The sequence below is a fragment of the Streptomyces albidoflavus genome (assembly GCF_000719955.1).
In the GTDB taxonomy this organism is placed as follows: Bacteria; Actinomycetota; Actinomycetes; order Streptomycetales; family Streptomycetaceae; genus Streptomyces; species Streptomyces albidoflavus.
Window position 1 is genome coordinate 164982 of record NZ_JOII01000007.1, and the last position, 20757, is coordinate 185738.

18 protein-coding genes are annotated in these 20757 nt (G+C 74.1%); 5 read left to right on the forward strand and 13 right to left on the reverse strand.

Going from position 1 to position 20757, the window contains the following annotated elements:
• Positions 1–206: 206 nt before the first annotated feature.
• On the forward strand, positions 207–1121 hold the full coding sequence (locus IF45_RS0110725) for an aminoglycoside phosphotransferase family protein (RefSeq protein ID WP_008408935.1): 915 nt from the start codon (positions 207–209) through the stop codon (positions 1119–1121).
• Positions 1122–1205: 84 nt separating this feature from the next.
• Here IF45_RS0110725 and IF45_RS0110730 read toward each other — a convergent pair whose 3' ends face one another.
• From IF45_RS0110730 to IF45_RS0110770, 9 genes are all read right to left on the reverse strand, one after another.
• On the reverse strand, positions 1206–1619 hold the full coding sequence (locus tag IF45_RS0110730; protein WP_003949174.1) for a DUF3151 domain-containing protein: 414 nt from the start codon (positions 1617–1619) through the stop codon (positions 1206–1208).
• Positions 1620–1654: 35 nt separating this feature from the next.
• On the reverse strand, positions 1655–3184 hold the full coding sequence (locus IF45_RS0110735) for an MFS transporter (RefSeq protein ID WP_030307000.1): 1530 nt from the start codon (positions 3182–3184) through the stop codon (positions 1655–1657).
• A 58-nt stretch (positions 3185–3242) separates the two neighbouring features.
• Positions 3243–4394, reverse strand: a complete 1152-nt coding sequence (locus IF45_RS0110740) for a MalY/PatB family protein (RefSeq protein ID WP_003949176.1) — start codon at positions 4392–4394, stop codon at positions 3243–3245.
• A gap of 127 nt (positions 4395–4521) precedes the next feature.
• On the reverse strand, positions 4522–5571 hold the full coding sequence (gene fbaA, locus IF45_RS0110745; RefSeq protein ID WP_255249505.1) for a class II fructose-bisphosphate aldolase: 1050 nt from the start codon (positions 5569–5571) through the stop codon (positions 4522–4524).
• A gap of 267 nt (positions 5572–5838) precedes the next feature.
• Positions 5839–6387 (reverse strand): orotate phosphoribosyltransferase, encoded by a 549-nt coding sequence (gene pyrE, locus IF45_RS0110750; RefSeq protein ID WP_010644771.1) that lies wholly within the window; start codon positions 6385–6387, stop codon positions 5839–5841.
• A gap of 52 nt (positions 6388–6439) precedes the next feature.
• A complete protein-coding gene (locus IF45_RS0110755) occupies positions 6440–7240 on the reverse strand; it encodes an aldose epimerase family protein (RefSeq protein WP_030307004.1) in 801 nt (266 codons plus the stop codon).
• A gap of 56 nt (positions 7241–7296) precedes the next feature.
• On the reverse strand, positions 7297–8331 hold the full coding sequence (locus IF45_RS0110760) for an SRPBCC family protein (RefSeq protein WP_030307005.1): 1035 nt from the start codon (positions 8329–8331) through the stop codon (positions 7297–7299).
• Between the two features lie 94 nt (positions 8332–8425).
• Positions 8426–10075: a polyamine aminopropyltransferase gene (locus tag IF45_RS0110765; protein ID WP_030307006.1), complete on the reverse strand. Its 1650-nt coding sequence runs from the start codon at positions 10073–10075 to the stop codon at positions 8426–8428.
• Between the two features lie 233 nt (positions 10076–10308).
• Positions 10309–10854: a DUF2617 family protein gene (locus IF45_RS0110770; protein ID WP_003949182.1), complete on the reverse strand. Its 546-nt coding sequence runs from the start codon at positions 10852–10854 to the stop codon at positions 10309–10311.
• A gap of 987 nt (positions 10855–11841) precedes the next feature.
• Here IF45_RS0110770 and IF45_RS0110780 point away from each other — a divergent pair.
• Positions 11842–13020, forward strand: a complete 1179-nt coding sequence (locus IF45_RS0110780) for a pyridoxal phosphate-dependent aminotransferase (RefSeq protein ID WP_030307008.1) — start codon at positions 11842–11844, stop codon at positions 13018–13020.
• 159 nt (positions 13021–13179) lie between these two features.
• Here IF45_RS0110780 and IF45_RS0110785 read toward each other — a convergent pair whose 3' ends face one another.
• Both IF45_RS0110785 and IF45_RS0110790 read right to left on the reverse strand, forming a co-directional pair.
• Positions 13180–13617 carry a hypothetical protein gene (locus tag IF45_RS0110785; RefSeq protein WP_008408919.1) on the reverse strand — a complete coding sequence of 146 codons (438 nt, stop codon included), beginning with the start codon at positions 13615–13617 and terminating at the stop codon, positions 13180–13182.
• A 134-nt stretch (positions 13618–13751) separates the two neighbouring features.
• A complete protein-coding gene (locus IF45_RS0110790) occupies positions 13752–14192 on the reverse strand; it encodes a DUF3224 domain-containing protein (RefSeq protein ID WP_030307012.1) in 441 nt (146 codons plus the stop codon).
• Positions 14193–14310: 118 nt separating this feature from the next.
• On the opposite strand from IF45_RS0110790, the gene IF45_RS0110795 reads away from it, so the two are divergent.
• Positions 14311–15297, forward strand: coding sequence for a helix-turn-helix transcriptional regulator (locus tag IF45_RS0110795; protein ID WP_030307013.1), 987 nt, complete (start codon positions 14311–14313; stop codon positions 15295–15297).
• Between the two features lie 82 nt (positions 15298–15379).
• On the opposite strand, the gene IF45_RS0110800 is transcribed toward IF45_RS0110795, so the two are convergent.
• Both IF45_RS0110800 and clpB read right to left on the reverse strand, forming a co-directional pair.
• Positions 15380–15907, reverse strand: a complete 528-nt coding sequence (locus IF45_RS0110800; protein WP_003949192.1) for a YbjN domain-containing protein — start codon at positions 15905–15907, stop codon at positions 15380–15382.
• Positions 15908–16047: 140 nt separating this feature from the next.
• Positions 16048–18633, reverse strand: coding sequence for an ATP-dependent chaperone ClpB (clpB, locus tag IF45_RS0110805; RefSeq protein ID WP_008408915.1), 2586 nt, complete (start codon positions 18631–18633; stop codon positions 16048–16050).
• Positions 18634–18940: 307 nt separating this feature from the next.
• On the opposite strand from clpB, the gene IF45_RS0110810 reads away from it, so the two are divergent.
• Positions 18941–20269, forward strand: coding sequence for an MFS transporter (locus IF45_RS0110810; RefSeq protein WP_018895150.1), 1329 nt, complete (start codon positions 18941–18943; stop codon positions 20267–20269).
• A 68-nt stretch (positions 20270–20337) separates the two neighbouring features.
• Positions 20338–20751 (forward strand): pyridoxamine 5'-phosphate oxidase family protein, encoded by a 414-nt coding sequence (locus tag IF45_RS0110815; RefSeq protein ID WP_015507593.1) that lies wholly within the window; start codon positions 20338–20340, stop codon positions 20749–20751.
• The last annotated feature ends 6 nt before the right edge of the window (positions 20752–20757 follow it).

A 20757-nucleotide genomic window follows, 5' to 3' on the forward strand; every position in this document is an offset into this window, starting at 1 on the left:
AGGGCGTTCACGGCGTTCTCTCTCCTCGGGATCGACGGCGGGCGGTGCGCGACCGGTCGTTCACGGCGGGCCGCACATCCACCGACATCACAGAGAGTAACCACGGTCACTCTGCGGAAGCGACAATTCCGCGCAAACAATCGCTTACACGTACGAGTGAACGCGCGCCGCGTGCCCGCACGCCCCCGCCCCGCTACCGTCCCGGCATGACACGCACCGACGCCACCCCGGAACTGGTCCGGTCCCTGCTGCGCGAGCACCACCCCGACCTGGCCGGGCTCCCGCTGAGCCTGGCCGCCCGGGGCTGGGACAACCAGATGTGGCGGCTCGGCGACCGTCTCGCGGTGCGGCTGCCGTGGGCCACCGAGTCCGCGGACGCGCTGCTGCGCAAGGAGCACGCCTGGCTGCCCGGCCTCGCCCCGCACCTGCCGCTGCCCGTCCCGGTCCCCCGGCACCTCGGCGAGCCCTCCGCGCACTTCCCGCACCCCTGGCTCCTCACCACCTGGGTGCCCGGCGAACCCGCCGACCGCGCCCCCGCCACCCGCGCCGACCAGGCGGCCGACGCCCTGGCCGCCTTCCTGACGGCGCTGCACCGGCCCGCCCCCGCCGGGGCGCCGGACGGGCGGGGCCGCGGCGGGCCGCTGACCGGCCACGCCGAGGGGTTCGCCCGGCAGCTCGCCTCCGCCACCGAGCTGGGGCTGGTCCCGGACCCGGACGCCGTGCGCGCCGTCTGGGAGGACGCCGCCGCCGCGCCCGAGTGGACCGGCCCCCGCCTGTGGCTCCACGGCGACCTGCACCCGGCCAATGTCCTCACCGCCGACGGCACCTTCTGCGGCGTCATCGACTTCGGCGACCTCTTCGCGGGCGACCCGGCCGGCGACCTCGCCGCCGCCTGGGTCCTGCTCCCGGACGGCGCCGCCGACCGCTTCCACCGCGCCTACCGCCCCACCCCGGACGAGGCCCTGCTGCGCCGCGCCCGCGGCTGGGCGGTGCTGCGCTCCCTGGCCTGCCTCCACATCGGCCACGCCGGGGTGCACGGCCGCCCCGGCGGCAAGGCCAGCTGGGGACCGCCGGCCCGGCGCGCCCTGGAACGCCTCGTCGCGGCCCACGCCCGGCGCTGACCGGGCCCGCACACGGCAGAGGCCGGGCGGAATCCCGCCCGGCCCCGTACGGCACGCCGTGCCGGCGCCCTCGTTCCGCCCGGATCAGCCCAGGGTCTGGGCGGCCGTCGGCGAGGAGTCGCGCAGGAACTCCGTGCAGCGCTCGTACTCCTCCTGCTCGCCGATGGACCCGGCGGCGCGCGCCAGCGCGTGCAGGGCGCGCAGGAAGCCGCGGTTCGGCTCGTGCTCCCACGGCACCGGGCCGTGGCCCTTCCAGCCGGAACGGCGCAGCGAGTCGAGGCCCCGGTGGTAGCCGGTGCGCGCGTAGGCGTAGGACTCGACGACGCTGCCGTTCTCGAAGGCGGCGTCGGCGAGCTGGGCCCACGCCAGCGAGGACGTGGGGTACTTCGCGGCGACGTCGGCCGGGGCGGCACCGGCGGCGAGCATGTCGCGCGGACCGGGGTCTTCGGGCAGGTGGGTCGGGGGCGGTCCCCCGAGCAGGTTCTCGTGAATGGCCATGGTTTCCAGTTTGCCTGGCCTTGGCGGAAGTTCCGCTACCGGTCCGGCTCCGGCTCCAGTCCGGGCGCGCCCACCGCGCAGCTCGTCCGGGGCTCGGAGCGCTTCAGCGCCGGGTCGTCGGCGGGTCTGCGCACCTGCCACCAGGCGAGCGCGGCGCCGGCCACCAGCAGCCCCGCGCACATCGGCATGGCCCGCCGGAACGCCGCCTCGAACTCCGGCGCCGACCGGTACGCCTCCGGCGTCATCCGGGCCAGCAGCGGCAGCGCGGCCACCGCGACCAGCCCGGCCGCCCGCGCGGCCGCGTTGTTGATCCCGCTGGCCAGCCCCGCCTTGCCCGCGTCCACCGAGGCCAGGACGGTCGCGGTCAGCGGCGCCACCATCGTCACCAGCCCCACCCCCAGCAGCGCCACGGCGGGCAGCACGTCGGTCAGATAGGAGGCGCCCGGGCCGACCCGGAGCATCAGGAGCATGCCCGCCGCCGCGATCAGCGGACCGACGGTCAGCGGGACGCGCGGGCCGATGCGCTGGCCCAGCTCGCCGGACTTGGCCGAGAAGAGCAGCATCAGAAGGGTGGTCGGCAGCAGCGCCGTGCCCGCGCCCAGCGCCGAGTACCCGGCCACCACCTGGAGCTGGATGGCGGCGAGGAACATGAAGCCGCCGAGCGCCGCGTAGACGCAGAAGGTCACGAGGTTGACCGAGGTGAACAGGCGCGAGGAGAAGATCGACAGCGGCAGCATGGGGTCCGTCCGCCGCCGCTCCACCCGGACGAAGACCGCCCCGAGCACCACGCCCGCCACCGCCGCCCCGATCACCACCGGCGAGGCCCCGTCGTTCGGCGCCTCGATCAGCGCGTACGTCACCAGGGCCAGCGCCAGGGCCCCGAGCACGGCCCCGAGCACGTCGAACCGCCGCCGCCCGTCCGCCCCGGCCCGCACGCCCTCCGGGACGCTGGTGTCCCGCGACTCCGGTACGTGCCGCAGCGCCACCGGGACGCAGACCAGCGCGAGGGGGACGTTGAGGAAGAAGACCCAGCGCCACCCCGGCCCGTCCACCAGCCAGCCGCCCACGAACGGGCCGATCGCCGCGCCGACCCCGCCGAGCCCCGACCAGAGGCCGACCGCCTTGGCCCGGTCGTCCGGATGGAACCCGGACTGGATCAGCGCCAGCGAACCCGGGGTGAGCAACGCCCCGCCGACCCCCTGGAGGGCGCGGGCGGCGATCAGGACGATGTCGTTGGGGGCGAGGCCGCAGGCGAGCGAGGCGACGGCGAACCAGATGACGCCGATGACGAAGACCCGCCGCCGCCCGAACCGGTCGCCCAGCGCCCCGCCGAGCAGGATCAGCCCGGCCAGCGTGATCATGTAGGCGTTGACGGTCCACTGCAGGGCCGCCAGGTCGGTGTCGAGGTCGCGGCCGATGCGCGGCAGCGCCACGTTGACCACGGTCGAGTCGAGCATGGCCATGCTGGAGCCCAGCACGGTGGTGAGGATCATCCACCGGCCCGTGGTGTCCTTCAGCCGGATCTCCCCGGCCTTCTCCACGCCCTCGCGCCGATGCGTCGCCATGCGCCGATCGTGCCGCCGCCGGGCCCGGACCGCCATCGCACGGGGGCCGGCTGGGTCCCTATCCCCGCAGGGCTCTGATCAGCGCGTCGATGCCCGCCTCCGCCTTGGCCCGGGAGCAGCCCACGTTGAGGCGGACGAAGCCCGGGGCGTCGTAGACGGAGCCGCGCATGACGGCGACCTTCTCGCGCTCCACCAGGACGCGCTGGAGCGCGTCCTCGTCGACGCCGAGCGGCCGCAGGTCGATCCAGGCCAGGTAGCCGGCCTCCGGCGGGGTCCACCCCAGTTCGGGGAAGGCCGCGCCGAGGCGTTCGGCGAGGAGGCCGAGGTTGCCGGCGATGTAGGCGCGGGCCGCGTCGAGCCAGGGGGCGCCGTGGCGGTAGGCGGCGATGTGCGCGGTGAGCGAGAGGACGGCGGGCGAGGCGAGCCCCTCGCCGGTCTCCATCCGCCGGACGAACGCCGCGTGGTCCTCGGCGTTCCCGAGGAAGCCGTACGAGCCGGTGAGCGCGGGGAAGTTGAACGCCTTGGAGCCCGAGGTGATGAGGGCCCAGCGCTCGCCCTCGCCGCCGAAGCGGGTCCACGGGAGGTGGCGGCGGCCGGGGTGGACGAAGTCGGCGTGGATCTCGTCGCTGATGACGGCCACCCCGTGGCGGCGGGCGAGGGCGGCGAGCGCCGTCAGTTCCTCCGCGCTCCACACCTTGCCGGTCGGGTTGTGCGGCGAGCAGAGCAGCAGGACCCGCGCCCGCTCCCGGGCGAGCAGCCCCTCCAGGACGCGGAACTCCGGGTCGTCCAGCGGCGCGGGCACCCGCACGCGGCCGAGCCCGTCGACGGCCTTGCGGAACCCGTCGTAGGTCGGGGTGTGCAGGACGACCTCGTCGCCGGGCTCGGTCCACATCCGCAGCAGCTGGGAGAGCTGGTTGAGGACCGAGGGGGCGTAGACGAGCCGGTCGGTGTCGACGGGGGTGTCGTGGCGGGTGGCGAACCAGTGGGCGACGGCCGGGCGGAAGTCGCCGAGACGCCAGTCGGTGTAGCCGAAGACGCCGTGGGATATCCGCTGGTGGAGCGCGTCCAGCAGGACCGGCGCGGAGGGGAAGTCCATGTCGGAGATGGTGAACGGCAGCAGCCCGTCCACTCCGAACCGGTCGGCGACGCCGTCCCACTGGACGCTCCACGTGCCGTACCGGTCGACGGGGGTGTCGAAGTCGAAGCTCACGGGCGGGCGCCTTTCCGGAGTGGGGCAGGGATACGGGGAACGGCGGCGGGCCCGGCCCCCTCGGCGGCGAACCGAAGGGGCCGGGCCCGTGGCGCGGCGGGTCAGGCGCTCAGGCCCGGCCCGGCGGTCACTTCAGGCGGGTGCCGGCCGACCGCAGGTTCTGGCAGCCGACGACGACGCGGGCGGCCATGCCGGCCTCCGCGGACTTGCCCCAGGTGCGGGGGTCGTACTGCTTCTTGTTGCCGACCTCGCCGTCGACCTTCAGCACGCCGTCGTAGTGGCGGAACATGTGGTCCGCGACGGGGCGGGTGAAGGCGTACTGGGTGTCGGTGTCGATGTTCATCTTGACGACGCCGTTGGCCAGCGCGGTGGCGATCTCCTCCTCCGTGGAGCCGGAGCCGCCGTGGAAGACGAAGTCGAACGGCTGGCTGCCCGCGGGCTTGCCGAACTTCTCGGCGACGCTGGACTGGAGGTCGGCCAGCAGCTCGGGGCGGAGGACGACGTTGCCCGGCTTGTAGACGCCGTGGACGTTGCCGAAGGAGGCGGCCAGCAGGTAGCGGCCCTTCTCGCCCAGGCCCAGCGCCTCGGCGGTGCGGATCGCGTCGTCCGGCGTCGTGTAGAGCTCGTCGTTGATCTCGTGGGTGACGCCGTCCTCCTCGCCGCCGGTCGGGGTGATCTCGACCTCAAGGATGATCTTGGCGGCGGCGGCCTTGGCCAGCAGCTCCTGGCCGATGGCGAGGTTGTCCGCGAGGGTCTCGGCCGAGCCGTCCCACATGTGCGACTGGAAGAGCGGGTTCCTGCCCGCCTTCACGCGCTCCTCCGAGACGGCGAGCAGCGGACGGACGTAGCCGTCCAGCTTGTCCTTGGGGCAGTGGTCGGTGTGCAGGGCCACGGTGATGTCGTACTTCGCGGCCACGATGTGCGCGAATTCGGCGAGCGCGACCGCGCCCGTCACCATGTCCTTGTTGTACTGACCGCCCAGGAACTCCGCACCACCCGTGGAGATCTGGATGATGCCGTCGCTCTCCGCCTCCGCGAAGCCGCGCAGGGCGGCGTGGAGCGTCTGCGACGAGGTCACGTTGATGGCCGGGTAGGCGAACTTGCCTGCCTTCGCCCGGTCGAGCATCTCGTTGTAGACCTCGGGGGTTGCGATGGGCATGTGTTCGCTCCTTGTGATGTGCCGGTACGTACTTGGCCCTGACCTGGGGGCGACGACATCGTCGTGTCCATCTTTCCAGACTTGCCCCCGGCCTCCACCCGAGGGGACGGGCGAGGAGGCGACACTTCCCGCCACGGATCCCCACAATCCGCCACTCCGGCGCCGCCCCGGGGTCTTCCCGGCCGGTTCCCGCGGATACGCGATGTTTCACGTGAAACCACGCCCTGTTTCACGTGAAACCGGACATGCGTTGTTTCACGTGAAACATCGCCCCGTCGCCGCAGGTCAGCCCAGGCCCAGCTCGTCCAGCGCGAACGCGTGGAGGTACGGGACACCGGCGGTCTCGGCGATCTTCTCGCCGGCGCCCGTGGCACGGTCGACGATGGTCGCCACCGCGACCACCTCGGCGCCCGCCTCGCGGGCCGCCTCCACGGCGGTCAGCGGCGAACCACCGGTGGTCGAGGTGTCCTCCACGACCAGGACCCGGCGGCCCTTGATCTCCGGGCCCTCCACACGGCGCTGCATACCGTGGGCCTTCGCCGCCTTGCGGACGACGAAGGAGTCCAGCCGCCGCCCGCGCGCCGCGGCCGCGTGCAGCATCGAGGTGGCCACCGGGTCGGCGCCCAGCGTCAGGCCGCCCACCGCGTCGAACTCCAGCTCCTCGGTGAGGTCGAGCATGACCTGCCCGACCAGCGGCGCCGCGGCGCCGTCCAGCGTCACCCGCCGCAGATCGACGTAGTAGTCGGCCTCCAGGCCGGAGGAGAGGGTGACCTTGCCGTGCACGACGGCCTTGTCCTTGATGTGGTGCAGCAGCTCGCCGCGTACGTCGCTCATGCGGGGAATTTTACGGGCGGAGGGTGCGGCGGCCCCGAGCGCGGTCCGGCGCTCAGCCCAGCCGCCGCCAGCTCCACGTCGTGGACGCCTCCAGCGGGTCGAGCGGGGTGACCAGGCGCGGGGCCGTGTTGAGGCCGTTGGGCGGGCCGGTCTGCGGCTCGACGCAGACGGCCTCGGCCTGCTCGTCGTAGACCACCACCCACTGCTCGCGCGAGGTGACCTTCAGCTCCAGCTCGCCGGGCCAGAGAACCGTGACGTCGACACCCTCGGGCATGCCGAAGCAGTCGTCCCACGGGCCGGGGAGCGGGTCGGTCCGCCGCCCGGTCGGCAGGTGGTCGCCGCCGCGCTCCTCCTGCCAGGCCGCGTCGAACTCCAGCCGGACACCCTCCCCGCCCTGCCCGAGGTCGCGCAGGAACCAGGGGTGCCAGCCGGCCTGCGCCGGGAAGGAACTCTCGTACGCCTCGATGCCCAGGAAGAGCGTGAGCGCGCCCTCCTCCAGCGTGACCGTCTGCGTCACCCGGCCCGGGTAGGGCCACGGGTACCCCAGTTCGTAGCTGAGCACGGCCTCGGTGGCGGAGGCGCGGACCACCTTCCAGGGAACTTCGCGCCCGGTGCCGTGGATGGCGTGCGGCGGGTTGTTGAGCGGCAGCTGCCGCATCTCGGCGCCGTCCCGGAACCGTCCCTCGGCCACCCGGCCGCACCACGGCACCATCGGGAAGCTGCCGAACCCGGCGCCCTGGCGCAGCAGTTCCACGCCTCCGATCCGCAGGCTGGACAGCCGTCCGCCGTTCCCCGCGTCCACCGACACCTCGGCCTCGCCCGCGGCGAGCCTCACCACATCCTCAGTACTCACGCCTCGACCCTAGAGGGTGACGGCGGGATGCACCGCGCGGCGGGGTCCCGGGCGGCTCAGGAGGAGCGGCGCCGCAGGGCCCGCCCCACCACCACGGCGGAGGCGACGACCAGGGCGGCGGCGGGGGCGGCCCAGCGCAGGGTGGCGGTGGTGGTGGAGGAGGACGGGGCGGGGACGGGGGCGTAGCGGCCGCGCGGGGGTGCGTGGTCGACCTCCTCGGCGCTGCGGCCGATCATCGTGCGCCGGGCGTGGGCGGCCTCGGCGGGCTCGATGTCGGGCACCTCGATGACCTCCTCGACCTCCTCGTCGAGGTCGACCTCGTCCTCGTCGAACTCGTCCTCGTCCTCGGCGCCGTCCCGGCTGTGGAGGGCGGCCGCCAGTTCCTCGGGGGTGATCTCGTCGTCGTCGGTGAGGCCGGCCGGGCCCTGGGGCTTCGGCCCGTCCCCGGCCGTGTCGTCCTCGGACTCCTCGCCCCGCGCCTCGTCCTCGGGCTGCTTCCGGTCGCCGGCCCGCTCGTCCTCCCCGGCCGCGTCCGGTCCGGCCGCCGGGGTTCCGCCGACCGGTGCGTCCTGGAGCGCCCCGGCGTCGCCGCCGGCACCCTGGCCCGCGTCGGCCGGCCCCTGCCCGGAGGCACCTGGCCGTCCGCCCGCGTCCCCGGCGAGCGCTTCCACCGCCTGGGTGAGCAGGGCGCGGATCCCGCGCTCCGCCGCCGCCGGGTCGAGCCGGGCGCCCCGGCCCTCGACGCGGGAGCGCACCTCCAGCACGACGCGGGTGCCGCCCTCGGCCGGGGTGAGCCGGAGCCGTACGGTGGCCCGCCCGTGGCCGGTGCCGCGGGCCTCGCCGCCCTCCGCCTCGAAGACGTAGGTGCCGTCGGCCTCGGTGGTCAGCCGGAGCGTGCCCCGGTAGGTGATGGTGCGCCCGTCCAGCCGCAGCCGCAGCCGCCCGGTCAGGGCACCGGCGGCGCCTTCCGCACCCCCGTCGGCCGCGGGATCGAGCTGGAGTCCGGGTACGCCGCGGACGGCCGTCGCGGGGGCCCGCAGCGCGACGCGCAGGGCCTCGGCGGGCACCGGAACGAACACCTCATGCTCCATGCCAGCCGAGCCTACCCACGCCGACGCCGTCCTGTACCCGCGTCGACGGCGCCGGAAGGGCTCCGGCCCCCTGCCGCCGCCCGCTTCCGGAGGCTCAGTGCGGGTAGCGCGGGTGGCTGAGGGTGGAGGGCGGCAGGTCCGGCAACCGGGTGGCCTCGGCGGCCAGGCCGCCGGCGCGCAGGGCGGCCCCGTCCAGCCTGAGCGGGGGCCCGCCGTCACCGGGGGGCGCCAGCGTCAGCGGCGGGCGCTCCCGGCCCGCGAGGAGGAACCCCCAGTCGGGCGCCTTCGGGTGGTCGCGCGGGGCGCGGTCCGGGCCGAAGGCGAAGGCCCCGTCGGTCCCGGAGGCGCTGTAGGGGGTGGTGAGCAGCCCGGCCGCGCGCAGGGTCGCGTCGACGGTCCAGAAGGTCTTCGGGCGGTCGGCGGGCGAGCCTGAGTGGACGGCGATCCTGCCGCCGGGGGCGAGCACCCGCGCGGCCAGGCCGAAGAACTCCTCGGAGTACAGCTTGGTGCTGGAGGTGATGCCGGGGTGCGGCAGGTCGGCGATGACCACGTCGTACCCGCCGCCGGGCCGCGCGCCGATCCCCGTACGGGCCGACCGCAGCCAGTCGAAGGCGTCGGCGGTGACCGGGTGGAGGCGGCGGTCGCCGTAGGCGTGGTCGTTGAGGGTGGTCAGGCCCGGGTCGCGGCGGGCCAGGTCGACCACGGCCGGGTCGAGTTCGACCAGGTCGACCCGGCGCACGCCCGGGTGGCGCAGGACCTCGCGGGCGGCCAGGCCGTCCCCGCCGCCGAGGATCAGGACGCGGGCGTGCGGACCCGCCATCGCGGGGTGCACCAGCCCCTCGTGGTAGCCGTGTTCGTCGGCGCCGCTGACCCGCAGCCGGCCGTCCAGGTAGAGGGCGAGGGTGGGCCCCCTGCCGCCGGTGAGGACGATCTCCTGGACCTCGCTCTGCACGGCGACGCGTACGTCGGCCCCGTACATCGCCCGGCGGGCCGCGTCCTCGAAGTCGCCGACGAGGGCGGCGGCGGTGCCGAGCAGGGCGAGGACGGTGACGTCGAGGAGGACCAGCAGCCGCCGGGAACGCCGGGAGAGGTCGCGGCCGAAGAGGCCGAGGACCAGCGCGCCCCCGGCGAAGGCGTTGACGGCGCCGGTCAGCAGGGCGCCGGTGAGCTGGCCGAGGAGGGGCAGCAGCAGGAAGGGGAAGGCGAGGCCGCCGACGAGGGCGCCCACGTAGTCGGCGGCGAAGAGGTCGGCGACGGCGCCGCCCGCGTCCTGCCGGCGGATGCGCTGCATCATCTCCATCAGCAGCGGCACCTCGGCGCCGATCAGCACGCCGATCAGCAGCGAGAAGCCCACCATCAGGAACCGGGCGCCGCCCAGCCCGCCGGCGAACCACTCGGGGGACCAGGCGAAGGAGGCGTAGAGCGCCAGCGCGCTGACCCCGCCGACCAGCGCGAGGATCGCCTCGACGACGCCGAAACCCAGTGCGGCGCGGCAGCGGAGTCGTTTCGCCAACAGCGCGCCCACGCCCATCGCGAAGACCATCACGGAGAGCACCACGGACGCCTGGGTGACCGAGTCACCCATCAGGTACGAGGCGAGGGCGACCAGTTCCAGTTCGTAGACCAGGCCGCAGGCGGCGCAGACGAAGACGGTGGCGAGCACCAGCAGCCGCGCCGGGCCCGGTCCGACCGGCAGCCCGCCGCTGAACTCCCGCCCCCGCGCACCACGTTCTGCTCCGGGCACGGGTCGGGTCGGGGCTACGGGTTCCGTCACCCGGTGAACGCTACGTCACCACTCCGCCACGTCCTGTCACCCGTAAGAGTGCCCCAGGAGCGGGGAGCGGGCGCGGGCGCACCCGGTCGCCCCGCACCGCGCACGCCGACGCCCCGCACGCCCCACCGGACACCCCGGACCCACCCGGCGCACCCGCACCGGAGCTCCTGCCTCACGCGGCCCCCGCGACCTCGCGAGGCGGTTCAGGAGTGGGCCGCCTCCGCCGTCTCGCGCACCCGGCGGGCGCTGCGCGCGCCGGCCCGGGAGCGGGTGACGACGAGCTGCCCCTCCTCCGGGTAGGCGTGCCAGGTCCGCCAGTGCATCTGGCCGTCGCGCCACTGGGCGATCAGGGCGGTGAAGGCGTCGGGACTGCCTGGGAAAACCCCGGCGAGGCCGTGCGGGTGGTCGGCGACCAGGGCCAGCAGCTCCTGGGCACGCCCGGAGAAGGCGCTCGGCGTCATCACCTCGACGCGTGCGGAGAACTCGTACTCCCAGTCGCCGACCCGCTCCGAGACGCCGACCGGCAGCGGGCTCTTGCTGCCGGGGATGCAGGCCACGGTCTCCGAGCAGACGCCGCGCTCCTGCTCCAGCAGGACCTGGTGGGAGGCGCCCAGCAGCCTGAGCTGCAACGCGGTGCCGCCGAGGCGGAGATCGAGGGTGGCGAGGGCGGGCAGCGGCTCGCGGCCCAGGGCCCAGGCGAGGTCGGAGGCACGTGTATCGGTGTAGACGGTCTTGAGGGTCGTGAGCATGACTCGGCTCCGCAACACGCAGGAATGGGTGGCCGCCCCTCACGGGAACTCGGAGTGCGCGGGCGGGCGCCGGCGAAGTCCGGGGGGCTGTATGGACGGATTCGAGGGAATCACGAACCACCTTGGCGCCACAGCGTTTTTACCCGATCACAGAGGGTTTCCATCCCCCCGGGGGTGAAATAGCTCAACCGTTCAACCATCTACACCCGCAACCTCACCGGCGCCCCCGCCACACGAGCCCCGCACGCCCCAATTCCCGCTTCACGCAGGTGAATCGATTCCCCCTCCCCCCACGGACACGCCCCCGGCGCCCACGCCCGCGCTCCCCCGTGCGAGGCGGTCCCCCGGACGCGGGGGCGTACGAGATCCGGCGCACGCGAGGTGAGCGCGCGCCGGAAGCGAGCCGCGGGCCGCGCGGTGCGTCAGCTGCCGCCGCCGCAGCCGCCGCCACCCCCGCAGGAGGAGCCGCCACCGCAGCTGTGCCCGCCCCCGGACGATCCCCCGTCCGACGAACCGCCGCCCGAGGAACCGCTGTCCGAGGAGCCGCTGTCCCACCAGCCGCCCCCGCCGCCGCAGCTCCCGCCGACGGCACCCGAGCTCGAACTCGAACCCGAACCCGATCCCGACCCCCAGCCGGACCGGCGCCTGCGCTTCGCCGACGCCTTGCTCCGCCGCGCCGCGATCACGCACACCACACCCACCACCACGAATCCCGCGAATACGAACATCACTGCCCTCCCCGTAGTCGTCCCCGTCCCCCTGTGTCCGCCGGAGCCTCCCACCGGTTCTCCCGGTCGCGGGCGGCCCGGCGTGACGGGTTCGCCTTGACGATCCCCCCGCCGCCCGCCGCCCAAAGCGGAGTTGAGGAACTCCAGAGGTTCGCGCCCGCACGCCCCGCCCCACACCCCCGCCCGGCCCCGCCTGGCACAATGGCCGCTCGGCACGGGTCCGGCACGCCGGACAGGGCGCGACGGACGGCGGAACACCATGAACGACAGGCCCCTCCTCAACCGCAGGCTGGCCGAATTCGGCACCACGGTCTTCGCCGAGATGTCGGCCCTGGCCCAGGCCACCGGCGCCATCAACCTCGGCCAGGGCTTCCCCGACACCGACGGCCCCGAGGAGGTCCGCGAGGCCGCGGTCCGGGCCCTGCGCGACGGCCTCGGCAACCAGTACCCGCCCGGCCCCGGCGTCCCCGAGCTGCGCCACGCCATCGCCGAGCACCAGCAGCACCGGTACGCGCTCACCTACGACCCCGACACCGAGGTCCTGGTCACCGCCGGCGCCACCGAGGCCATCGCCGCCTCCCTGCTGGCCCTGGTCGAGCCGGGCGACGAGGTCATCGCCCTGGAGCCGTACTACGACTCCTACGCCGCCTCCATCGCGCTGGCCGGCGGGACCCGCGTCCCCGTCCAGCTCCGCCCCGACACCGAGTCCGGCACCTTCCGCCTCGACCTCGACGAGCTGCGCGACGCCGTCACCCCGCGCACCCGCCTCCTCCTGCTCAACACCCCGCACAACCCGACCGGCACCGTGCTGACCCGCGACGAACTCACCGCCGTCGCCGCACTCGCCGTCGAACGCGACCTCCTGGTCGTCACCGACGAGGTCTACGAACACCTCGTCCTGGACGGCGCCCACCTGCCGCTCGCCTCGTTCCCGGGGATGCGGGAGCGGACCGTGACCATCTCCTCCTCGGGCAAGACCTTCTCCTTCACCGGCTGGAAGGTCGGCTGGGTCACCTCCACCCCCGCCCTGGTCTCCGCCGTCCGCTCGGCCAAGCAGTTCCTCACCTTCGTCTCGGCCGGCCCCTTCCAGTACGCCATCGCCGAGGCCCTGCGCCTGCCCGACGCCTACTACGACGACCTGCGCAACTCCCTGCGCGCCAAGCGCGCCCTGCTCACCGACGGCCTCACCGCCGCCGGCTTCGGCGTCTTCCGCCCCTCGGGCACGTACTTCATCACCACCGACGTCCGCCCCCTCGGCCACACCGACGGCATCGACTTCTGCCGCCACCTCCCCTCCCGCGCCGGCGTCGTCGCCATCCCCAACGCCGTCTTCTACGACGACAAGCCCGCCGGCTCCCCCTTCGTCCGCTTCGCCTTCTGCAAGAAGGACGAGGTACTGAACGAGGCGGCGGAGAGGCTGGCGGGGCTGGGGGGCTAGGAGATGGCGGAGGGCAGCACCAGGAACGACCCGGTGTTCCGCGCACCTACGAGGGACCGGGCCGCACGCCCACCCGCGACGAGGTACGGGACACCGTGGCCGACGCCGTACTGTCCGAGGCCGCCGGGAGCGGCTGACCAGCACGTGCCAGGCGGCCGGTCAGGGTCGGCCCCGGCCCCTCGACTCGGCCTTCCCCCGCGCGATGGCCCGCCATGACACGACCGCCCGGCGCACCCCGTCGCCCGTGCTCAACTCGGCGGCGTCGGAGAGGGATTCGAGGAGTTCGAGGGTGAAGGCGCGGGTTTCGCGGGCGTCGAGGTGGCGGGTCCAGGGGAAGACCTCGGGGAGGGCCGCCTGGAGGGACTTGGCGCCGTCCTTCTGCTTCAGCAGGGCGAGGAAGAGGCGGGAGGCCGTGGTCAGGTTCTTCTCGGCGATCTCGGCCACCGATGCCGTGGTCAGGACCAGGTCCGGCGCGTCCTGGAGGGTGAGGCGGAGCCGCCCCGCGGTCGCGACCCTCGCCGCGACGCCCCGCGGGTTCCGGAAAAGGTCGGTGAAGGAGACGGACGCCGACTCCGCACCGGGATGAGTGACAGCCATCCTCAGAGTGTCGCCGGAGTGCGGGAGCCACGGACCCCCGGCGCAGGGGCGTGCGGGGGCGGCGCACGGCGCACTGGGCGCGCGGGGTCGTTCCGCGGGCCCACGCACGTCCGGAACGCCACCCTCGCCCCCGTTCACCCCAGCTCGTGGGCGAACCGGTAAGCGACCTTCCGCTCCCCGTGCCGCGCCGTGTACGAACCGGAGCCGGCCAGGCGTCGGAGGGGGTCGGCGGTGTGGGTGGGGACGACGGTGAAGGCGCATTCGACGCCTTCGGGGGTGAAGGTGGCGCGCTCCTCCAGGACGAAGGTGCCGGTGCGGCCCGCCACCGTGCCGGTGAGGAGCTGGATGCCGGTGCAGAAGCCGGTGGTGGGGGCGGAGCCGTCCTCGGGGACCGTGTACGCGATGGTGTACGCGCAGGTGGTGCGGGTCGCCTCGATGGCGCCGGAGTAGGTGTTGGCGACCAGGGCGCGGGCCAGGCGGACGGGGCCGTCCTGCGGGCCCAGGGGGGATTCCTGCCAGTCGTCGCAGACGAAGTGGCCGTGGGTCTCGGCGGGCGCAGGGTTCTCGGCGGGCATGGGGGCGGGTCCTTCCGGAGGGGAGCGGGCGGCGGGTGCCGTCCTCGCACCGGAGAGCCTGGTGGGCGTACCTGACACCTCCTGTCAGGTACCGGTGGCGGGGGCGCAGAATGCCCGCATGCGTGCGGACCGGCTCGTCTCCCTGCTCCTGCTGCTCCAGAACCGGGGGCGGCTGACCGCGCCCGAACTCGCCGCGGAGCTGGAGGTGTCGGTCCGTACCGTCTACCGGGACGTGGAGGCGCTGGCCGCCTCCGGGGTCCCTGTCGTGGCCGAGCGCGGGCCTCTCGGCGGCTACCGCCTCCTGGACGGTTACCGCACCCGGCTGACCGGCCTCAACGAGGCCGAGGCGGGCGCCCTGCCGCTGGCCGCGCTGCCCGGGCAGGCCCAGGATCTGGGGCTCGGCCCGGTGCTCGCCTCGGCCCGGCGGAAGGTCGGGGCGGCCCTGCCGGACGCGGCGGCCGAGCGGATGCGGCTGGTCGGGGAGCGGTTCCACGTGGACGCGCCGGGCTGGTTCCGGGAGGCCGATCCGGCCGGGCACCTCGCGGCGGTCGCCCGGGCGGTGTGGGAGCAGCGGGTGGTGCGGGCGCGCTACCGGCGGTGGCGGGGTGAGGTGCGCCGGGAGCTGTGCCCGCTCGGGATCGTCCTCAAGGGCGGCCTGTGGTACCTGGTCGCGGCCTCCGGCGAGCGGGCGGACGGCCCGGTGCGGACGTACCGGATCGCGCGGCTGGCGGAGGCGGAGGTGACGGGTGCGCGGTTCGCGCGGCCCGAGGGGTTCGGTCTGGCCGAGTACTGGGCGCGGTCGGCGGAGCGGCTGGCGGCGGCGGTGCGCCGGGATACGGCGGTGGTGCGCGTGTCGCCCCGGGCGGTGAGGCTGCTGCCGATGCTCTTCGGGGCGGCGGGGAGCGAGGCCGTCGCAGGTGCCGGGGAGCCGGACGCGGCGGGGTGGGTGGAGGTGCGGCTGCCGGTGGAGGCGGAGGCGGTGGCCGTGGGGGACCTGCTGCGGCTGGGGGCCGAGGCGGAGGTGCTGGCTCCGGCGGGGCTGCGGGCGGCGGTGGCGCGGACGGTGGCGGAGCTGGCCGGGACGTACGGGAGGTACGAGGGGTGAGCCGTCGGCGGACGCGCCGGAGCCCGCCCCGCTGGGGTGCGGGACGGGCTCCGGGGTGCCGTGGGGCGGGAGGGGGTGCCCCCTACTCCTCGTCGTTCTTGGGCTCGGCCGAGTCGACCTCCGACTCCAGGCCCAGCTGCTCGACCAGCCAGCGGTCGAACTCGATGGCCGCGCGGACCCAGCTGACGGTGGAGGAGACGAAGTGCTCCAGGGCCACACCGGTGCCGATCAGCATCTGGGCCTCGCCGATGAGGCGGACCGTGCCGTCGTCGTGGGTGTGGGTGTAGACCTTCGGCCACAGGGTGCGGCGGTTCCAGTCGTCGATCGACTCGAGCAGCTTCGGCTTGTCGTCGATCTGGTGCGGCCGGTCGTAGAACGTCCGCACCGAGAAGACCTGCTGGTCGCCCTCGCCACGGAACATGAAGTAGGTGCGGAACTCCTCCCACGGCGCCGCGAGGTCACCCTCGTCGTCGACGACGTACTTGAGCTCCATCTGGTCCAGCAGCTGCTTGACCAGATCCTGGTCGGGGACGACGGGGCCCGCCGGTCCTGCTGCCTGCGGTTCGGGCTTGCCCCCGAAATTCGGAATGGAGGACGGGTCGATGCTCACCGTGTGATTCCCTTCGTACGGTTTCCCGTGCATCCTCTCCCATCCCCGCCCGCCCCTGGCAACCCCGCGGCCCCGCCACCCCCGCGTGTCCGCCGAGGGCTCAATCCGTACGGCGGGCACGCGGGGTGCGGGGCGGCCGGTCAGCCCTCGGCGCGGCCGACGAGGAGGCCGTCCTCGACGCGGTCGACGCGGACCGTGTCCCCGTCGCGGACCTCGCCGGCCAGGATCTCCTTGGCGAGCCGGTCGCCGATGGCCGTCTGGATGAGGCGGCGCAGCGGCCGGGCGCCGTACGCCGGGTCGAACCCCTCCTTGGCCAGCCAGGCCAGCGCCTCGGGCGTCACGTCCAGGCTCAGGCGGCGGTCGGCGAGGCGCCTGGCCAGCCCGGCGATCTGGAGCCCGGCGATCCGGGCCAGCTCGTCCTCGTCCAGGGCGGAGAAGATCACCAGGTCGTCCAGCCGGTTGAGGAACTCCGGCTTGAAGGAGGAGCGGACCACCTCCATGACCTGCCGCCGCTTCTCCTCCTCGGGCGCGGAGCCGACCAGGTACTGGCTGCCGAGGTTGCTGGTCAGCACCAGGATGGTGTTCCGGAAGTCGACCGTCCGGCCCTGCCCGTCGGTGAGCCGCCCGTCGTCCAGCACCTGGAGCAGGATGTCGAAGACCTCCGGGTGCGCCTTCTCCACCTCGTCCAGCAGCACCACGCTGTACGGACGCCGCCGCACGGCCTCGGTGAGCTGGCCGCCCTCCTCGTACCCGACGTAGCCGGGGGGCGCGCCGACCAGGCGGGCCACCGAGTGCTTCTCGCCGTACTCGCTCATGTCGATGCGGATCATGGCCCGCTCGTCGTCGAAGAGGAAGTCGGCGAGCGCCTTGGCCAGCTCGGTCTTGCCGACGCCGGTCGGGCCGAGGAAGAGGAACGAGCCGGTCGGGCGGTCCGGGTCGGCGATCCCGGCCCGGGTGCGGCGCACCGCGTCCGAGACGGCCTGGACGGCCTCGCTCTGGCCGATCAGGCGGCGGCCCAGCTCGGCCTCCATCCGCAGCAGCTTCTGCGTCTCGCCCTCCAGCAGGCGCCCGGCCGGGATGCCGGTCCAGGAGCCGACCACGTCCGCGATGTCGTCGGGGCCGACCTCCTCCTTGACCATGGTGTCCTTGGCGGCCTCCTCCTCGGCCTCGGACGCCACCTCCAGGTCCCGCTCCAGGGTGGGGATCTCGCCGTAGAGCAGCTTGGAGGCGGTGTCGAAGTCGCCGTCGCGCTGGGCGCGTTCGGCCTGGCCTCGCAGTTCGTCCAGGCGCTCCTTCAGCTCGCCCACGCGGTTGAGGGACTGCTTCTCCTTCTCCCAGCGGGCGGTGAGCCCGCGCAGCTCCTCCTCGCGGTCGGCGAGGTCGCGGCGGAGCTTCTCCAGCCGCTGCCGGGAGGCCGGGTCGGTCTCCCGGTCGAGCGCCAGCTCCTCCATCTTCAGCCGGTCGACCGAGCGCTGGAGCTCGTCGATCTCCAGCGGCGAGGAGTCGATCTCCATGCGCAGCCGGGAGGCCGCCTCGTCGACCAGGTCGATGGCCTTGTCGGGCAGGAACCGGGAGGTGATGTACCGGTCGGAGAGGGTCGCGGCGGCCACCAACGCGCTGTCCGCGATCTGCACCTTGTGGTGCGCCTCGTACCGGCCCTTGAGGCCGCGCAGGATCGCGATGGAGTCCTCGACGCTGGGCTCGGCCACCAGCACCTGCTGGAAGCGGCGCTCCAGCGCCGGGTCCTTCTCGATCCGCTCGCGGTACTCGTCCAGCGTCGTCGCGCCGACCATGCGCAGTTCGCCGCGGGCCAGCATGGGCTTGAGCATGTTCCCCGCGTCCATGGCGGAGTCGCCGCCTGCGCCCGCGCCGACCACGGTGTGCAGCTCGTCGATGAAGGTGACGATCTGGCCGTCGCTCTCCTTGATCTCGGAGAGGACCGTCTTCAGCCGCTCCTCGAACTCGCCGCGGTACTTGGCGCCCGCGACCATCGCGCCGAGGTCGAGCGAGACGAGCCGCTTGTCCTTCAGCGACTCGGGGACGTCGCCCTTGACGATGCGCTGGGCCAGCCCCTCCACGACGGCGGTCTTGCCGACGCCGGGCTCGCCGATGAGGACCGGGTTGTTCTTGGTGCGCCGCGAGAGCACCTGTACGACGCGGCGGATCTCCTGGTCCCGGCCGATGACCGGGTCGAGCTTGCCCTCACGGGCGGCGGCCGTGAAGTCCGTACCGAACTTCTCCAGCGCCTTGTACTGCCCCTCGGGGTCGGGCGTGGTCACCCGGCGTCCTCCTCGTGTGTTCTGGAATGCCTCCAGCAGCTTCTCGGGCGTCGCGCCCTGCCCGGTGAGCACCTCGGCGGCCTGGCCGCCCTTGGCGGCGACGCCGATCAGCAGGTGCTCGGTGGAGAGGAACTCGTCGCCCAGGTCCTTGGCGCGCCGGCCGGCGTCGGCGATGACCGCGAGCAGGTCCCGGTTGGGCTGCGGCGGGGCGACGGTCGAGCCGGTGACGCCGGGGAGCGAGCCGAGGACGCGCTCGGTGCCCGCGCGGACCGCCGCCTGGTCGGCCTCGACGGCGGCCAGGAGGTCGACCAGGTTCTCGTTGTCCTGCCCCTCCAGGAGGGCCAGGAGCAGGTGGGCCGGGGTCAGGTCCGGGTTGCCCGCCGAGACCGCCCGGGTGGTCGCCGCGTTCAGCGCGTCCCGGCTCCTGTTGGTCAGCTCTGCGTCCACGTCTTCGTCTCCTCGTCCGTCCGTCCCGTCGTGCCTCGTACGTCGTGCGTGCCGCCCGGCTCATGGTGTCCCGCCGGGCCCGGCCTGTCGCGCCGGGGTCCCGCTCCGACCAGCACAGGCCCAGCCCTGACCGCGACGGTACTGACAGAGCCACCGTGCACAAAGTTGAGTCTAGTCCACTCAAGGCCCTCCGGTCATCCCCGATTCCGGCCGCGCCAACAACCTCGTGCACGACCGTTGACCCCATACCGTCCGGTCAGTACGTTCCCGGGAACCGTCCCCCTCGCACCCATCGGAGCGTGCCCGCATGGACAGCCCCGCCTCCGCTCAGCCCGTGCCCCCCGCAGCCCCGGTCACCCCCGACCGCCGACGTGTCGCCGGCGCCGCCGCCCTCGCCTCCGCCGTGGAGTGGTACGACTACTTCATCTTCGGGATCGCCGCCGCCCTCGTCCTCGGCGACCTCTACTTCCCCGCCGACAACCCCACCGCCGGCGTCCTCGCCGCCTTCGCCACCTTCGCCGTCGGCTTCCTGGCCCGCCCCGTCGGCGGCATCGTCGCCGGCCAGCTCGGCGACAAGAAGGGCCGCAAGCCCATGCTGGTCCTCGCCCTCACCGTGATGGGCCTGGCCACCACCGGCATCGGCCTGCTCCCCACCTACGAGACGATCGGCGTCGCCGCCCCGATCCTGCTGGTCCTGCTCCGCATCGCCCAGGGCGTCGCCGTCGGCGCGCAGTGGGGCGGCGCGATGCTCCTCGCCACCGAGTACGCGCCCGAGGGCAAGCGCGGCATCTACGGCAGCGTCGTGCAGCTCGGCGTCCCCATCGGCGTCGTCACCGCCAACAGCGTCTTCCTGGCGGCCGGCGCGCTCACCTCGGACTCCGCGTTCACCAGCTGGGGCTGGCGGGTGCCGTTCCTGGTCGGGCTGCTGGTGCTGATCCTCGCCTGGTACATCCACACCCGGGTCGAGGAGACCCCCGAGTTCCGCCAGGCCGAACAGGCCCTGGCCGAGAAGGAGAAGCGCGAGCAGAACTCCCCGCTGCGCACCATCCTCCGCGGCCACCTCGGCACCGTCCTGCTGGCCGGCGGCTCCTTCGCCGTCAACACCGCGACCTTCTACATCCTGATCACCGGCATCCTCGACTACACCACCCGCGAACTGGGCATGGCACGCGGCCCGGTCCTCGCCGTCTCCCTCTGCGTCAGCCTCACCCAGCTCGTCCTCATACCCGCCTCCGCCGCCCTCTCCGACCGCGTCGGCCGGCTGCCCGTCTACGCGGCGGGCGCGGCCGGGATCGCCCTGTGGGCCGTCCCGCTCTTCCTGCTGGTCGACACCGGCTCGCTGCTCTGGCTGGCCGTCGGCACCTTCGTCGCCAGTTGCTTCCTCAGCATCATGTACGGCCCGCAGGCGGCCCTGTTCGCCGAACTCTTCACGCCGCAGATGCGCTACACCGGCGCCTCGCTCGGCTACCAGATCGCGGCCGTGGCCGGCGGCGGGCTCGCCCCGTTCCTCATGGTGCTGCTCCTGGAGGCGACCGGCACCTCGATGGCGGTCTCCGGCTACATCATCGCCCTCTCCCTCCTCGCCCTCCTCTCCATCCGGAGCCTGGCGAAGAAGGCCCGCGCCCGGGGCGAGTGACCCCCTCCCCCACGGCCGGGGGTGCTCCCGCTCACCGGCGGGCGCACCCCCGGCCGTACGCTGCGGCCATGGCTCTCGACCTCACCGCGCCCCCCGCGGGCTTCCTCGCCTTCTGGCGCGAGAAGCACGTCAGCACGCTCACCACCCCCCGCCCGGACGGCACCCCGCACGTCGTCCCGGTCGGCGTGACGTACGACCCGGACGAGCGGCTGGCCCGCATCATCACCGGCGGCGCCACCACCAAGGTCCGCCATGTGCGCGCCGCCGGCCCCGAGGGCGCCCGCGTCGCCGTCTGCCAACTGGCCGGCCGGTACTGGTCCACCCTGGAGGGCACCGCCACCGTCAGCGAGGACCCGGCCCGCGTCGCCGACGCCGAACGCCGCTACGCCGTCCGCTACCTCCGCGAGCCCCGCGAGAACCCGTCCCGCGTGGTCATCGAGATCGCGGTCAGCAGGGCGATGGGGAACCTGCCCCAGGCGTAGAACGCC

Coding starts and splice junctions, on each gene's coding strand:
- IF45_RS0110725 (WP_008408935.1), top strand. CDS start 207: ATGACACGCACCGACGCCACCCCGGAACTGGTCCGGTCCCTGCTGCGC.
- IF45_RS0110730 (WP_003949174.1), bottom strand. CDS start 1,619: ATGGCCATTCACGAGAACCTGCTCGGGGGACCGCCCCCGACCCACCTG.
- IF45_RS0110735 (WP_030307000.1), bottom strand. CDS start 3,184: ATGGCGACGCATCGGCGCGAGGGCGTGGAGAAGGCCGGGGAGATCCGG.
- pyrE (WP_010644771.1), bottom strand. CDS start 6,387: ATGAGCGACGTACGCGGCGAGCTGCTGCACCACATCAAGGACAAGGCC.
- IF45_RS0110760 (WP_030307005.1), bottom strand. CDS start 8,331: ATGGAGCATGAGGTGTTCGTTCCGGTGCCCGCCGAGGCCCTGCGCGTC.
- IF45_RS0110770 (WP_003949182.1), bottom strand. CDS start 10,854: ATGCTCACGACCCTCAAGACCGTCTACACCGATACACGTGCCTCCGAC.
- IF45_RS0110780 (WP_030307008.1), top strand. CDS start 11,842: ATGAACGACAGGCCCCTCCTCAACCGCAGGCTGGCCGAATTCGGCACC.
- IF45_RS0110785 (WP_008408919.1), bottom strand. CDS start 13,617: ATGGCTGTCACTCATCCCGGTGCGGAGTCGGCGTCCGTCTCCTTCACC.
- IF45_RS0110790 (WP_030307012.1), bottom strand. CDS start 14,192: ATGCCCGCCGAGAACCCTGCGCCCGCCGAGACCCACGGCCACTTCGTC.
- IF45_RS0110795 (WP_030307013.1), top strand. CDS start 14,311: ATGCGTGCGGACCGGCTCGTCTCCCTGCTCCTGCTGCTCCAGAACCGG.
- IF45_RS0110810 (WP_018895150.1), top strand. CDS start 18,941: ATGGACAGCCCCGCCTCCGCTCAGCCCGTGCCCCCCGCAGCCCCGGTC.
- IF45_RS0110815 (WP_015507593.1), top strand. CDS start 20,338: ATGGCTCTCGACCTCACCGCGCCCCCCGCGGGCTTCCTCGCCTTCTGG.